The organism is Phenylobacterium sp. SCN 70-31 (assembly GCF_001724605.1).
GTDB lineage: Bacteria > Pseudomonadota > Alphaproteobacteria > Caulobacterales > Caulobacteraceae > Phenylobacterium.
In genome coordinates this window covers 25,082-38,230 of record NZ_MEEX01000018.1, presented here as the reverse complement: position 1 = coordinate 38,230, position 13,149 = coordinate 25,082, and the positions used below count along the sequence as shown (strand labels likewise).

The 13,149-nt window shown below is 71.5% G+C and carries 17 protein-coding genes; 14 read left to right on the top strand and 3 right to left on the bottom strand.

Annotated elements, in window-relative coordinates:
* Nucleotides 1-9: 9 nt before the first annotated feature.
* From ABS78_RS14205 to ABS78_RS14150, 12 genes are all read left to right on the top strand, one after another.
* The gene (locus tag ABS78_RS14205; RefSeq protein ID WP_293380371.1) at nt 10-702 is read left to right on the top strand and encodes a molecular chaperone DjiA; all 693 of its coding nucleotides are present in this window, start codon (nt 10-12) and stop codon (nt 700-702) included.
* A 120-nt stretch (nt 703-822) separates the two neighbouring features.
* Entirely contained in the window at nt 823-1,113 is a 291-nt protein-coding gene (locus ABS78_RS14200) for a hypothetical protein (protein ID WP_293380368.1), read from the top strand.
* Nucleotides 1,114-1,226: 113 nt separating this feature from the next.
* On the top strand, nt 1,227-1,913 hold the full coding sequence (locus tag ABS78_RS14195) for a PepSY-associated TM helix domain-containing protein (protein ID WP_293380365.1): 687 nt from the start codon (nt 1,227-1,229) through the stop codon (nt 1,911-1,913).
* Nucleotides 1,914-1,927: 14 nt separating this feature from the next.
* Nucleotides 1,928-2,455, top strand: a complete 528-nt coding sequence (locus ABS78_RS14190) for a DUF2271 domain-containing protein (protein ID WP_293380362.1) — start codon at nt 1,928-1,930, stop codon at nt 2,453-2,455.
* An 18-nt stretch (nt 2,456-2,473) separates the two neighbouring features.
* Complete coding sequence (locus tag ABS78_RS14185; RefSeq protein WP_293380359.1) at nt 2,474-3,280, top strand: DUF4198 domain-containing protein; 807 nt, start codon at nt 2,474-2,476, stop codon at nt 3,278-3,280.
* Nucleotides 3,277-4,305, top strand: a complete 1,029-nt coding sequence (locus tag ABS78_RS14180; RefSeq protein WP_293380356.1) for an FAD:protein FMN transferase — start codon at nt 3,277-3,279, stop codon at nt 4,303-4,305. The genes ABS78_RS14185 and ABS78_RS14180 overlap by 4 nt, the downstream gene beginning before the upstream one ends.
* 104 nt (nt 4,306-4,409) lie before the next feature.
* The gene (locus ABS78_RS14175; protein WP_293380353.1) at nt 4,410-4,718 is read left to right on the top strand and encodes a hypothetical protein; all 309 of its coding nucleotides are present in this window, start codon (nt 4,410-4,412) and stop codon (nt 4,716-4,718) included.
* Between the two features lie 4 nt (nt 4,719-4,722).
* Nucleotides 4,723-6,225, top strand: coding sequence for a class I adenylate-forming enzyme family protein (locus ABS78_RS14170; RefSeq protein ID WP_293380350.1), 1,503 nt, complete (start codon nt 4,723-4,725; stop codon nt 6,223-6,225).
* Nucleotides 6,226-6,298: 73 nt separating this feature from the next.
* Nucleotides 6,299-7,267 (top strand): enoyl-CoA hydratase/isomerase family protein, encoded by a 969-nt coding sequence (locus ABS78_RS14165; protein ID WP_293380499.1) that lies wholly within the window; start codon nt 6,299-6,301, stop codon nt 7,265-7,267.
* On the top strand, nt 7,264-8,289 hold the full coding sequence (locus ABS78_RS14160) for a CoA transferase (protein WP_293380347.1): 1,026 nt from the start codon (nt 7,264-7,266) through the stop codon (nt 8,287-8,289). The genes ABS78_RS14165 and ABS78_RS14160 overlap by 4 nt, the downstream gene beginning before the upstream one ends.
* On the top strand, nt 8,280-9,665 hold the full coding sequence (locus ABS78_RS14155; protein ID WP_293380344.1) for an amidohydrolase family protein: 1,386 nt from the start codon (nt 8,280-8,282) through the stop codon (nt 9,663-9,665). The genes ABS78_RS14160 and ABS78_RS14155 overlap by 10 nt, the downstream gene beginning before the upstream one ends.
* Nucleotides 9,666-9,795: 130 nt before the next feature.
* On the top strand, nt 9,796-9,981 hold the full coding sequence (locus tag ABS78_RS14150) for a hypothetical protein (protein WP_293380341.1): 186 nt from the start codon (nt 9,796-9,798) through the stop codon (nt 9,979-9,981).
* A gap of 212 nt (nt 9,982-10,193) precedes the next feature.
* Here ABS78_RS14150 and ABS78_RS14145 read toward each other — a convergent pair whose 3' ends face one another.
* Both ABS78_RS14145 and ABS78_RS14140 read right to left on the bottom strand, forming a co-directional pair.
* Complete coding sequence (locus tag ABS78_RS14145; protein ID WP_293380338.1) at nt 10,194-10,913, bottom strand: PEPxxWA-CTERM sorting domain-containing protein; 720 nt, start codon at nt 10,911-10,913, stop codon at nt 10,194-10,196.
* Nucleotides 10,914-11,170: 257 nt separating this feature from the next.
* Nucleotides 11,171-11,758 (bottom strand): hypothetical protein, encoded by a 588-nt coding sequence (locus ABS78_RS14140; protein WP_293380335.1) that lies wholly within the window; start codon nt 11,756-11,758, stop codon nt 11,171-11,173.
* A gap of 170 nt (nt 11,759-11,928) precedes the next feature.
* On the opposite strand from ABS78_RS14140, the gene ABS78_RS14135 reads away from it, so the two are divergent.
* Nucleotides 11,929-12,330: a helix-turn-helix transcriptional regulator gene (locus ABS78_RS14135; protein ID WP_363083282.1), complete on the top strand. Its 402-nt coding sequence runs from the start codon at nt 11,929-11,931 to the stop codon at nt 12,328-12,330.
* 107 nt (nt 12,331-12,437) lie between these two features.
* Here the strand turns inward: ABS78_RS14135 and ABS78_RS14130 are convergent, their stop codons facing one another.
* On the bottom strand, nt 12,438-12,665 hold the full coding sequence (locus tag ABS78_RS14130) for a hypothetical protein (RefSeq protein ID WP_293380329.1): 228 nt from the start codon (nt 12,663-12,665) through the stop codon (nt 12,438-12,440).
* A gap of 241 nt (nt 12,666-12,906) precedes the next feature.
* Here ABS78_RS14130 and ABS78_RS14125 point away from each other — a divergent pair, with 241 nt between their 5' ends.
* The gene (locus ABS78_RS14125; protein WP_293380327.1) at nt 12,907-13,119 is read left to right on the top strand and encodes a DUF6356 family protein; all 213 of its coding nucleotides are present in this window, start codon (nt 12,907-12,909) and stop codon (nt 13,117-13,119) included.
* Nucleotides 13,120-13,149 lie beyond the last annotated feature (30 nt).

The following is a 13,149-nucleotide window of genomic DNA, read 5'->3' as shown; positions in this document are numbered from 1 at the left end:
CCTAGCGAAATGAGCTTCTGGCGCAAGATAGCCGGCCTGGCGGCGCGCAAGGTCGATGAGGCGGACTGCGACGTCTGTCCCCCCGGCCTGCCGGGCGAAGATCCCGCGTTCTCCACGGCGGTGACGGCTCTGGGCGCCAAGCTGGCCAAGGCCGACGGGCAGGCTCAGTCGTCCGAATACGACACCTTCCACGCCGTCTTCCAGGCCGAGCCGGGCAGCGAGGGCAACATCCGCCGCCTGTACCAGCTGGCCCGCCAGACGACGCGGGGCTTCGAAGGCTATGCGCGACGTCTGCGCAAGCGCTACGGGACCTGCCCGCAGGTGCTGGAGGACGTCCTGGACGGCCTTTTCCACATCGCGGCTTCGGACGGTGTGGTGACCGCCGACGAGCTGGCCTATCTCGAACGGGTGGGAGAGCTGTTCGGCCTTTCGCCGCTGACCGTCCGGCGGCTGAAGGCCACGCACCTGGGCGCGGCGAACGACGACCCCTACGTGATCCTGGGCGTGGCTGCGGACGCATCCGACACCGAGGTCCGCGACGCCTGGCGCGCCCAGCTTTCCGAGGCCCACCCGGACCGGGCCCGGTCCAGGGGGTTGCCCGCCGAGTTCGTCGAAGTGGCGGAGGCCAAGGCGGCCGCCATCAACGCCGCCTACGATCAGATTTCGCGCGAGCGCCGATCCATTTCCGTCGGCGTGGCGTAGGCGTCGGTGCGGCAGGGGGCGTCGCGGTCGTCTTTCCGTCACATGTGCGGTTGACTATCCGGTTCAGTGTGCTGACATAAGTGTTCACGGATTGGCGCAGGCCCGCCGCGAGGAGCTGAAATGGTCAAGGACTACCCCGCGAACCAGGGATCGGCCCTTCGGAGCCTGGCCGCCGTGGGTGCGGCCCTCGCCACCGCTGCAGCCGTGATCGTGGGGGCGGTCCTCGCGGTCTTCGCCGCCGCCACCGTCGCCGTGATCGCCGTGATGGCCTCGGCGCTGCTCGGGTTCGCCGCTCTCGCCATGCGCGCCCGGCGGAACGTGCGGGCTCGCCGCCGCGCCACCGACGTGATCGAGGCCCGCCATCTGGGCGGCCACCACTGGGTCGCCTACGGCTGGAACGAGCGCCGCTAGGTCGCGCAAGACCCCGGGATTTCCGGAAGCTCGGACAACAAGGCTTGCCTCTCGCGCGCGACGTGATAATGCGAGGCGTTCTTAATTAGTCCGGCGATCTGGCCGGTTTTGCCGTGAACGCCGCACCCCCGACCGAACTGTCCGCACCGAATCCCGAGGCCGTCGCCGCCGAGCGTGCGCGGGCGAAGAAGCGAGCCCAACGGCGCGCCGCCTTCCTGCGCCAGATCATGCGCTGGCACTGGATCAGCGCCGCCGTCTGCCTGGTGGGCATGATCCTGTTCGCGGCGACCGGGGTCACGCTGAACCACGCCGGCGACATCAAGGCCGAACCCCGGACCACGACCCGCGACGGCGAGCTGCCGGCCGAGCTTCGGCCGGCGCTCCAGGCCGCGGAGGCCGCCGGCGGCGAACTGCCCGAATCGGTTCGCCGCTGGCTGGCCGAGGACCTGAAGGTCAAGGCTCCGGCGGGGCCCGTGGAGTGGTCGCCGGGCGAAGCCTACGTGGCCCTGCCGGGGCCGGGATCCGACGGCTGGATCACGCTCGAGACGCAGAGCGGCGCGGTCGCCTACGAGCGGACCGATCGCGGCCTCGTCGCCTACCTCAACGACCTGCACAAGGGGCGCAACACGGGCCCGGCCTGGAGCTGGTTCATCGACATCTTCTCGGTGGGCTGCCTCGTCTTCTGCATCACCGGCCTGATCCTGCTCCAGCTCCACGCCCACGCGCGGAAATCCACCTGGCCGCTGGTGGGCCTGGGCGTGGTCATCCCTGTTCTGCTGATCCTGTTCCTGATCCACTGAGGAGTGCGTTGCGTATGCGCGTGAAGCCGTCCTGGACCCTGTTCGCCGCCGCATCGGGCCTGGCGGCCGCGCCGGCCGCGGCGAACGCCGCCGAACTCTCGGTCAGCGTCGAGATCCCGCGCCTGTCGGTCGCCGAATACCACCGGCCGTATGTGGCGCTCTGGATCGAGAACGCAGATCAGGCGGCCATGAAGACCCTGGCGGTCTGGTACGACGTCAAGCTGAAGAACAACGAGGGCAACACCTGGCTGAAGGACATGCGTCAGTGGTGGCGCAAGGCCGGCCGCACCGCGACGATGCCGGCCGACGGGGTCAGCGGCCCCACCAAGGCGCCGGGCAAGCATCAGGTCACGTTCTCCGGCGCACAGCTCGCGGGCCTTGCGCCCGGCCAGTACGCCCTCGTGGTCGAAGCGTCGCGAGAAGTGGGCGGCCGCGAGGTCGTCCGCGTGCCCTTCGCGTGGCCGCCCAAGGCGCCGGCCCGTCCCGCGCAGGCCGCCGGCGCGACCGAACTCGGCGCCGTCGTCGTCACCGCCAAACCCTGATCCTCTGGAGAAATGCCGATGTCCGCGCTCCGCTTCGCCGCTGTGGCCGCCCTTCTGGGCGTCGCCCTGGCTCCCGCCGCCGCCCAGGCGCACCGCTCCTGGCTGGCCCCGTCCGCCACCGTCCTGTCCGGCGCCCAGCCCTGGGTGACGGTGGACGGCGCGGTGTCCAACACCCTGTTCTACGCCGACCACGTGCCCATGCGTCTGGACGGCGTGAAGGCGGTGGGGCCCGATGGCGCGCCCGTGGCTATCCAGAACGGAGCGACCGGCAAGTACCGCTCGACCTTCGACGTGCAACTCGCCAGTCCGGGCACCTACAAGATCGCCAATGTCTCGGAGGGCGCGATGGCGTCCTACAAGCAGGGCGGCGAGACCAAGCGCTGGCGCGGCGCGGTGGGCCAACTGGCGACCGCGTTGCCAAAGGACGCCACCGACGTGCAGGTCACGTACAGCAGCCGCCGGGTCGAGACTTTCGTCACCGCCGGTGCGCCCAACACCACGGCGCTGAAGCCCGAAGGTAAGGGCCTGGAGCTGGAGCCGATCACCCATCCCAACGACCTGGTGGCGAGCGAGAAAGCCCGCTTCCGCCTGCTGACCGACGGAAAGCCGGCGGCGGGCGTCGAGGTGGAGATCGTGCTGGGCGGCGTCCGCTATCGCGAGAAGGGTCCGGAGCTGAAGGTGACCACGGGCGCCGACGGCGTGTTCGAGGTGAGCTGGCCCGAGGCCGGCCTGTGGTGGCTGGAAGCGACGGTGCAGGGCGCCGACGCGTCGGGCGCGCGCAAGAGCTCGGGCTATGTGGCCACGCTAGAGGTGCTGCCGGATTGAGGCCAGAGCCGACGGCTCCGCGGCGCATCGCCGTCCCGCTCGCCCTCGGGCGCGAGGCGGCGCGGCCGCGCGAGGGCCGCGACGTCGTGCTTCAGGGGCCGACCATGGGGGTCTCGTGGCGCCTGCGCGCCCGGGCTCCGTCCGGCCTGGGGGACGAGACCATCACGGCCGTTGTCCAGGGCGCGTGCGACGCCGTGGTGGCGGCCGCCAGCACCTGGGAGCCGGAGAGCGAGATCACCCGGTTCAACCGCGCGCCCGCTGGCGTCTGGGTCCCCGTCGGGGAACACCTGATGGCGATCGTGCGCGCGGCGGTGAGGCATGCCGAGGAGAGCGGCGGGGCGTTCGACCCCGCCGTCGGCCGTCTCACCGACCTCTGGGGGTTCGGGCCGCCCGGCGCGGTGGTCCGGCCCCCGTCCGTCGCCGAGCTGGCCGCCGCGGAAACGGGCTGGCGGGACCTGGAGATCGACGCGGTGGGGATGCGCCTCCTCCAGCCGGGCGGCCTGTCGCTCGACCTTTCGGGCATCGCCAAGGGGTATGGCGTCGACCTCGCCGCGAGCGCGCTCGCCGGGCTGGGAGTCCGCGACGCCCTCCTGGAGATCGGCGGCGAGTTGTCCGGCCGCGGGGTGAAGGGCGACGGCGAGCCCTGGTGGGTGGAGGTCGAACGTCCGCCCGAGGCGACGTCGGACACCGCTCTGGAGGAACCTCCCGTCTTGATCGCACTGCACGAGTTGTGCGTGGCCACCTCGGGCGACTGGCGTCGCCGTTTCGAGGCCGGCGGACGCCGCTACAGCCATACGCTCGATCCGGCCACCCGCGCGCCGGTGGACGGACAGGTGGCGGCGGTGACCGTCGTCCACGAACGCTGCATGGAGGCCGACGCCCTCTGCACCGTCCTCACGGTCATGGGGCCTGAACGTGCGCTGGCCTTCGCCGAGGCGCGCGACGTGGCGGCCCTGTTGCTGGTGCGCACGCCGCTGGGCCACGCCGAGCGACTGTCCCCCGCGTTTCGCCGACTTCTGGACTGACCGCGCGCCGGCGCGCATGTCGCGGCGCACGGACGGGGTGAGCCGGTTCCCTCCGGGGCCGACAGGCTCTAAGGAGATCGAAATACCAAAAGGGAGTCGAGGCGATGGAGTTGAAGCCGGGTTCGCGCTGGAGAAGCGCGGTATGCGAGGCCGAGTTCGTGGTGGTCCGCCCGGCCAAGACGCCCGTCAGTCTCGAATGCGGCGGCCAATCCGTGATCCCGCACGCCGAGGCGCGCGATCCTTCGGCGGCGCCGTCGGCCGACCACGCGGCCGGCTCGGCGGCCGGCAAGCGCTACTCCGACGCCGACACCGGACTCGAAGTCCTCTGCTCGAAGGCGGGGGCGGGTTCGCTGTCGGTGGACGGCCGGGCCATCGGCGCCCAGGAGGCCAAGAAGCTGCCGTCGTCGGACTGATCCGATGCACACCGCGCTCTTGCTGGACATGATCGCCGACGCGGCGCCGGACCGGCTGGCGCTGGGCCGGCGGGCCGAGGGGCTGACCTTCTCCGAGACCCGCAGGCGGGCGCACCATGCGGCCGCCTGGCTGGAGCAACTCGGCGGGACCAACGTCGCCTTCGTCGGCCTCAACGGCCCGGCGCTGCCGGTGGCCGTGTTCGCCGCCGGGATGCTGGCGCGGCCGTTCGCGCCGCTCAACTACCGCTTGCCCGACGCCGACCTGCGGAAGCTGCTGGCGCGCACGGCGCCGTCGACCGCCGTGGTGGACGACGACATGGTGGCGCGGCTGGGGCAGGTGGACGGGGTGACCATCGTCAGTCGCAGCGCCTTCGAGGCGGCCTGCAAGGTCCACGGCGACTGCGACGCTCAGTTCCTGGACGTGGACCACGACATCGCGGTGCTGCTGTTCACCAGCGGCACCACCGGCGAGCCCAAGGCGGCGATCCTGCGTCACCGCAACCTGACGTCCTATGTGATCTCGACGGTGGAGTTCCTGGGCTCGGAAGAGGGCGAGGCGGCGCTGGTCAGTGTGCCGCCCTATCACATCGCCGGGATCTCGGCGGTGCTGACGGGGGTCTACTCCGGCCGGCGTATCGTCCATCTGGACGCCTTCACGCCCGAGGGCTGGGTGCGGGCGGCCGTGGAGGAGGGGATTACCCACGCGATGGTGGTGCCCACCATGCTGGGCCGCATCCTCGACGTGCTGGAGACGACCGGCGAGAGCCTGCCCGAGATGCGGGCCATCAGCTACGGCGGCGGGCGCATGCCGCTGCCCGTGATCGAGCGGGCGCTGAACCTGCTGCCGCACGTGGACTTCGCCAACGCCTACGGACTGACCGAGACGTCCTCGACCATCTCGATCCTGGGGCCGGACGACCACCGCATGGCGATATACGCCGACGACGAGGCGGGCCGGCGCCGGCTGGGGTCGGTGGGCAAGCCGCTGCCCAGCCTGGAGGTGGAGATCCGCGATCCCGATGGAAATGTCGTGGGGCCGAACCAGCCTGGGGAGATCTACGTCCGCGGCGAGCAGGTCTCGGGAGAGTACGCCGGCAAGAAGGTGATCGACGACGAGGGCTGGTTCGCCACCAACGACGGCGGCTTCATCGACGAGGAGGGCTATCTCTTCGTCGAAGGTCGGCTGGACGACGTGATCGTGCGCGGGGGCGAGAACATGAGCCCGGGTGAGATCGAGGATGTCCTGCGCGAACATCCCGGCGTAGCCGACGTGGCCGTGCTGGGCGCGCCCGACGACCAGTGGGGCGAGACGGTGGCGGCGGTGATCGTGCCGCAGGGCGAGGCGCCGTCGACCGACGAGCTCGCGCAGTGGGTGAAGGCCCGCCTGCGCTCCACCAAGGTCCCCGAGGTCTGGGCCTTCCGGGACGCGCTGCCCTACAACGACACCGGCAAGCTGCTCCGCCGGCAGCTCAAGGCCGAGATGGCCAAGGATCGGGCGCCGGCCTGAGGGTTTGCCGTGGCGGGCCTTTGAGCCTAGGCCTCGACGTCCGACCTCCAGGAACCGCCGTCCCGTGCGCGACATGGCCCTCATCGCCGACCTGACCGACCTTGGCGGGACGGGCGTCGCCGTCGCGCCGTTCGGCCCGGAGGCCCCGCCGGAGATCGCGCCCGGTGTGGTGCGGGTGGGCGTGGACCGCGAGGGCGCGCTGGCCTTCGGGCCGATGGAGGCCTTCGACATCCTGCTGACCACGGCGGCCGGCGCGCCGCGGCCGTGGGTGTCGGTCGCGCCGCAGCGGCTGGACGCGGCCGTCGCCGAACTCGAGACCGCCGTAGCGGCGCAGCCTGCGGCCGCCGCGGCGCTGATACAGGTGCTGCGGGCGAGCGAGGCCGTGGCCTTCGACACCGCGCTGGCGATGGAATCCCTGGCCTATTCGATGCTGCTGGCTTCGGACGGGTTCCGGGCGTGGCGGGCGGCGAACCCGTCGCGCGACCGGCCCGACGACGGCCAGCCCCGGGTGCGGGTGGACGTGGGGCGGGAGATCGAGGTCCGGCTGACGCGGCCGGCCGCGCGCAACGCCTTCGACGCCCGGATGCGGGACGACCTGGCCGAGGCCCTGGCCTTCGCGGCCGATCATCCCGACGCCCTGCCGCTGACCCTGAGCGGGGAGGGGCCGGCGTTCAGCGCGGGCGGCGACCTGGACGAGTTCGGGCGCGCGGGCGATCCGGGCCTGGCGCATCTGGTGCGCACCCTGCGGTCGCCGGCGCTGGCGCTGCACCGGCTGGGCGGGCGGGCCACCGCGCGGGTCCACGGCGCGTGCGTAGGCGCCGGGATCGAGGTTCCGGCGGCGGCGGCGCGCGTCGCCGCGGGGCCGGGCGCCTTCTTCAGACTTCCCGAGGTCGGCATGGGGCTGATCCCGGGCGCGGGGGGCACGGCGACGATCCCGCGGCGGATCGGCCGGCACCGCACCTGCTGGATGGCGGTGACCGGCGCCGAGGTCGACCTGGCCACGGCCCTGGCCTGGCGGCTGGTGGACGAGGTGGCGGTGTGAGCGCGATCCGGCCGGCCCTGGACGCGCTCTGCGAGGGCGTCGAGCGCCTGACCGCCTGGGTCGGCGAGACGGTGCGGCCGCAGGACCTGGGGGTGCTGGACCGGGCCGGGCATCTGCCGCTGGGACCGCCGGGCGGCCGCGTCTCGCCCAACGGCGCCTGCCGCCTGGTGCGCGCCGCCGACGGCTGGATGGCGCTGAACCTGGCCCGCGAGGAAGACCGCGACCTGATACCCGCCTGGTTGCTGACCGGCGAAACGGGCGACGCCTGGGATCTGGTCGAGGCGCGTGCCGCGGACCACTCGTGCGCGGCGCTGGTCGAGCGGGCGGCGCTGCTGGGGTTGCCGGCCAGCCGGGTGGGCGAGGCGGCGGGCGCGCCGGCGGTGCGGGCCTTGCGGCATGGCGAGGACCGCGTCGCACGCGACGCCTGGCGGGTGGTGGACCTTTCCGCGCTGTGGGCGGGGCCGTTGTGCGGGGCGATCCTGGCGGCGACGGGCGGCGCGGTGACGAAGGTGGAGAGCGTTCGCCGGCCCGATCCGACGCGCGCGACGACGCCCGGCTTTCACAAGGCGCTGAACGGGGCCAAGGCCGAACTCGCCCTCGACCTGGCGACACCCGCGGGACAGGCGGGCCTGCGCGACCGGATCGTCCAGGCCGATGTCCTGATCACCAGCGCGCGGCCGCGGGCGCTGCCCTCGCTGGGTCTGGACGCCGACACCCTGTTGGGGACGAACCCGGGCCTGGTCTGGGTGGCGATCACGGGTCATGGCTGGGCCGGCGAGGCGGGCGTGCGCGTGGCGTTCGGCGACGACGCGGCGGCGGCGGGCGGGCTGGTGGGCCGGGTCGGCGACGCGCCCGCCTTCCTGGGCGACGCCCTGGCCGATCCCGTCGCGGGGCTCGCCGCCGCGGCCGCCGTGCTGACGGCGCTGGCGGATCGGCGGGGCGCGTTCCTGGAGGTGTCGATGGCCGGCGCGGCGGCGTCGGCGGCGACCGCCAGCGGTCTGGAGCGCGCGGCATGGGCCTGATCCTGCGCAATGTGGAGGTGGCGGGGCGATCCGGCCTGGACGTGCGGATCGAGGGCGGCCGCATCGCCGCCGTCGGCGAACGCCTGCATCGCGCGCCCGACGAGATCAACGGCCGGGGCGGCGCGCTGATCCCCGGACTGTGGGACCACCACATCCATATCCTGGCGCTGGCGGCGCGCGAGGCGTCCCTGGATCTCTTCGCCGCCCGCGATCCCGACGACCTGGCGCGGCGGATCGCAGAGGCTACGACGGCCCGCCCGGCGGGGCGCTGGCTCCGCGCCGTCGGCTGGCACGAGGCGCAGATGGGCGATCTGGATCGCACGGCGCTGGATCGGCTGGCGCCGGATCATCCCGTGCGGGTGCAGCACCAGACCGGGGCGTTGTGGGTGTTGAACAGCCGCGCGCTCGCCGCGCTGCCGGCCGGCGACGACCCGGCGGGGCTGGATCGCGCGGCGGGCCATCTGTGGCGCGGCGACGCCTGGCTGCGGGCGAAACTGGGGTCGAAGAGGGAAGGGGGCCTGCCGCCGCTGGCGCCCCTGGGCGCGCGACTGGCCGCGATGGGGGTGACCGGCCTGACCGACGCCAGCGTGACGACCGACGCCACGGCCGCCGCCGGGCTGGCCGAGGCGCACCGCGCGGGCGACCTGCCGCAGCGCCTCGTGCTGATGAGCGGCGGGCCGCTGGCGGCGGCGGCCGACGCCGCCTATGCCGTGGGGCCGGTGAAGGTGCTGCTGGACGACGCCGACCTGATCGACCTGGACGATTTCGTCGCGCGCATCGCGACGGCGCGGCGGGACGGGCGCGCCGTCGCCGTTCACTGCGTGACGGCGGCGGAACTGGCGCTGACCCTGGCGGCGTTCGCGACCGCCGGCGCGCGGCTCGGCGACCGGATCGAGCACGGCAGCGTGATCCCAGCCGACGCCATCCCGACCCTGCGCGACCTGGGCCTGACGGTGGTGAGTCAGCCCGCCTTCGTGCGCGAGCGCGGCGACCGCTACCTGCGCGAAACCGACCCCGCCGACCGGGGCGACCTCTACCGTCTGGCCAGCCTCCGGGCGGGCGGCGTGGCCCTGGCCGCCAGTTCGGACGCGCCCTACGCCGCGCCCGATCCCTGGGCGGGGATCGCGGCGGCCGGTGACCGGCGGACGGCCGCCGGCCTGGCGCTAGGGGCGGACGAGGCGCTGCTCCCGCGCGCCGCACTGGAGCTTTACCTAGGGACCGCGCGCGATCCCGGCGGGCAGGCGCGGCGGGTGTCGGCCGGGGCGCCGGCCGACCTCGTCCTGCTGGATCGTCCGCTGGCGCAGGCCCTGGCCGAGCCTTCGGCGGACGCCGTGCGCATGACCCTGATCGGAGGGCGTATCGTCCACGGCGCGTAGGATCGGCGTCGGCCGGGAGACCAGGCCCGACGGCGGTGTGGGACGGGCGTCGGATTGCGTCTGACGGCGTTCTTCGGGTTGGCCCCAAGGCCAAGCTTGGGTAACGTGTGGCCGGGCTGTGGGGGGCGTCATGAAGTTCGTTCTGAGTGCTTTGGGGCAGGATCTGTCCTGGCCGGGCCTTGTCGCGGTGCAGGGTGGTGTCGAGGACGCCGTACGCGAGGCGGAGGCGCTGCTCGCGCTCGATCCCGATTGCGAGGAAGTCGAGATCTTCAGCCAGGGGCGCTTCGTCGCCGATCTCTGCCGACGGGCCGGATAGCGGATATCAGATAGCGGATGTCGGGGCGGCGAGCGCACGCCGCCCATCCGATCGACGCCGAAAAGCAAAAGGGCCTCGGAGTGATCCGAGGCCCTTCGCTTTTCTGGATACATGGACGGCACGATGTCCCGGCGGACTCATGGAGTCCGCCGGGATTTGAGACGTCGGTTCCTTGGAGCCGTGGCCTGTACCCGGCCCGGCCCGGCCCGGCGTCAGGCGAACGCGCTGGCGGCCCGCCGACGGCGGAGCATGGCTCCGGCGCCGCCAAAGCCCAGGATCATGAGCGCCCAGGTCCCGGGTTCGGGAATGGCGCCGGTGGTCGTCGGCACGAGGAAGGCGTCCCGGGCGGCCACGGCGCCGGTGTTGCTGCCGTCCGAGGTGTCGACCGCGAACCACCAGCCCGCGCTGGTGGACGCGAAGCGGTTGCCCGTCCCGGTCGTCAGCAGCTTGCCGTCGCTGTCGAACGTCGCGCCGACGCCGGCGAACGTGATCCCCGACAGGTTGGTGATCCGGAAGACCAGCGGCGGCGGTTCTCCGTTCGACGAACCCCGGCCGCAGCACTCGATGGCGTTGGTCCAGGCGTTGTTCCCGAACGGCGGGTTGGAATGCGCCCCCTCGCCGGCATAGGTGAACGACCCGCCGCCGACCGGCTCCACGATCGTGACCGTGCTGTTCGGGCTGTCCACGAGGTTGAACGTGAACGCATTGTGCTTGCCGGTATCGACGATCAGGGTCAGCGGCGCATTGAGCATCACGGTGACGAGGATGTTGTTGGCGTCCTCTTCCACGATCGTCACGGCGCCGAAGTTCCCGTCGACCGACAGGTTGCCGTCATTGTGCGCCAGCGTGGAAACGTAGGTCGCCGCCGAAGCGGCGCCGGCGAACGTAAGGCTGGCCGCAGCGGCGGCGCCCAACAGGAGAGTCTTGAGCATCTGAACAATCCACCTATATCAATCGATACCTAGATATCATGGTTTTTGGATATAAAAACGACGTTCCCTCGAAAGGCGAATTTTCCAATTCGGCGGCTTTGATCACGCAACGATCGGGGGGGCGTGCGAGAATTTCCCTGCAGAATCTGCTGTAGACAGCGCCGGCCGGCTTTCCGCCGCTCGCCTCAGGCGATAGTGCGGCTCGAGGTCAGGCGCCTCGCCCCCCAGTTTGGGTATCGCCGTTCCACACGCGGACTTCACCGGGACGTTCGTGGAAGCGAGACCGAAGCGCCGGCCTTCGGACCCAGGCGGCCCGCCACTTCGCGCAGCAGTCGGCCCTCGGCGCTCCGGATAAGCACAACGGGGCGACTGAAAGCTCCCTGATCCCGATAGGTCATTTCGGCCGTTTCACCCGGGCCCAGCACTCCGAGGTCGATTTCTTCCTCGGCGAAGACGGCGATCTCTCGCCGGCCTGCGCAAACCACGACGTACTGTCCCGCGCTGCGGCTGCTCTGCGCCCAGCCCCGGATCCGGCTATGGAAAGGTTCCTTGCGCCAGACGTCGGGCCGGGTGGGCTCGACGTCGATGACGAGTTGTCGCGAGCCATAGCGATTGCGGATGATGAAACCGCACGCGTCGGGCTTCCAGCGTTCGTCCAGTTGCGGCATGAGAATCCAGCCGCACTGCCAAGCCTTGCAGACATCGGGATGCGAGCCGTGGATCGCGCACCCCTTGCCGGGGCGGTTGTGGACACACCATTGGTGCGCCGGTTTGTCGAGATCCGAAACCGCGACGATCTTGCAGCAGAGACTGCAGGCCCCGCACGCCTTTTGGGCGGTTGTCAATTCTGGCCCATCGTCAGTTGCAGCGACGCCCCTTTTTGATCGGTAGAATTTCGTCAGAGTCTCGACGGAGCTTCGAAAACCTGACTAGATCGTCGACTTGAGATTCACTCGCATCTGGAGCCGGGTAGCCAGCCTCAGATATGCCCCGACAATGCAAGATATTTCGATATATGGAATCGGACAAGGCCGCCCGGACCCTTGCTTCTCTCGGACATGAAGGCCGGCTTCTGGCTTTCCGCCTGCTGGTGGAAGCAGGCCCCGAAGGCCTGCCGGCGGGCGAGGTCGCGCGCCGCACCGAGCAGCTTCAGAATACGTCCTCCAGCCATCTGAACGTGCTGATGAACGCCGGTCTGGTGACGGCCCGCCGGGAAGGCCGGTCGATCATCTATTCCGTCGCCTACGCTCATTTCGGCGAGCTGATGGAGTTTCTAGTGCACGACTGCTGCGGCGGCAGGCCCGACCTGTGCGCGCCGTTCTTCGCCGGCCTGCTCACGGCCTGTAGCGCCGGTGGCTCCTACGACAGTCGTGAAGTCAATTCGGATCGCGACGGGTCCAGTGGGTGCTGCACCTGAGATCATCCGCGTCGGGAGGGACGCCGGTGACGGCCGACGTCCCTCCCGGGGGGCGTCGGTCCGGGATGGGGGGCGTTCCCGGACCGTCCAGGGGCGCGGAGGCCGCGCTAGCCCGGAAGCCCCGCGGGCTCGTGGACGATCGTGGCGCCGAGGCGGAGACCCACCTCGCGCACGCCGAGCGCGACCACGATGCTGATCGAGCTTTCGGTGGAGAGCCCGGTGGTGACGATCTGGGTCCGCTGCTCTCCCGCGTCGAGGATGCAGACGACCTGCTCGGGATTGACCAGCACCTCGCGGCCTCCGGAACCGGCGACGGGCAGGGCGACGAACTGCATGGGGAACTCGGGGCGCGAGGGTTAAGACCTCGGCAACGATCCTGCGGCGCGCCTTACGGAAGCGTTTTCAGGGATGATTAACTCTTGGGCTGCGCGGGGGCTGGGAGGATGTGGTTCCCGCGCACGCGGCGCGTCCGGAAATGGCGTTCTCGCCCAACAGACAAGCGGCCGGGAGATCGGTGATGATAATCTCCCGGACCCGCGTCATCCTCCGACCTTGCCGATCCGAAGGAGGGCGCACGTGTTCAAGGCCTTCACCGACCATCCGCGGGCGATGGGTGAAACCTATGGGGAGCACCTCGCGAAGGCGTGGAGCTTCGCGGGGCCGTTGGCGGCGGCCGCTGGGGCCTGCCTGCTGCACGGCCTGTTCCCGTTCGCGTTCCAGACCTCGGCCAGCCGGCGGGTGCGGGACCTGCACGACCGCATGGTCGTGGATCGTGCGCGGCGCGGCTGACAGGCCCCGCCGACGGCCGCGGGGGCCGCC

Excerpts from the sequence above, each read along its gene's own strand:
- ABS78_RS14205 (WP_293380371.1), top strand. The coding sequence starts at position 10 with ATGAGCTTCTGGCGCAAGATAGCCGGCCTGGCGGCGCGCAAGGTCGAT.
- ABS78_RS14200 (WP_293380368.1), top strand. The coding sequence starts at position 823 with ATGGTCAAGGACTACCCCGCGAACCAGGGATCGGCCCTTCGGAGCCTG.
- ABS78_RS14190 (WP_293380362.1), top strand. The coding sequence starts at position 1,928 with ATGCGCGTGAAGCCGTCCTGGACCCTGTTCGCCGCCGCATCGGGCCTG.
- ABS78_RS14185 (WP_293380359.1), top strand. The coding sequence starts at position 2,474 with ATGTCCGCGCTCCGCTTCGCCGCTGTGGCCGCCCTTCTGGGCGTCGCC.
- ABS78_RS14175 (WP_293380353.1), top strand. The coding sequence starts at position 4,410 with ATGGAGTTGAAGCCGGGTTCGCGCTGGAGAAGCGCGGTATGCGAGGCC.
- ABS78_RS14170 (WP_293380350.1), top strand. The coding sequence starts at position 4,723 with ATGCACACCGCGCTCTTGCTGGACATGATCGCCGACGCGGCGCCGGAC.
- ABS78_RS14165 (WP_293380499.1), top strand. The coding sequence starts at position 6,299 with ATGGCCCTCATCGCCGACCTGACCGACCTTGGCGGGACGGGCGTCGCC.
- ABS78_RS14155 (WP_293380344.1), top strand. The coding sequence starts at position 8,280 with ATGGGCCTGATCCTGCGCAATGTGGAGGTGGCGGGGCGATCCGGCCTG.
- ABS78_RS14150 (WP_293380341.1), top strand. The coding sequence starts at position 9,796 with ATGAAGTTCGTTCTGAGTGCTTTGGGGCAGGATCTGTCCTGGCCGGGC.
- ABS78_RS14145 (WP_293380338.1), bottom strand. The coding sequence starts at position 10,913 with ATGCTCAAGACTCTCCTGTTGGGCGCCGCCGCTGCGGCCAGCCTTACG.
- ABS78_RS14135 (WP_363083282.1), top strand. The coding sequence starts at position 11,929 with ATGGAATCGGACAAGGCCGCCCGGACCCTTGCTTCTCTCGGACATGAA.
- ABS78_RS14130 (WP_293380329.1), bottom strand. The coding sequence starts at position 12,665 with ATGCAGTTCGTCGCCCTGCCCGTCGCCGGTTCCGGAGGCCGCGAGGTG.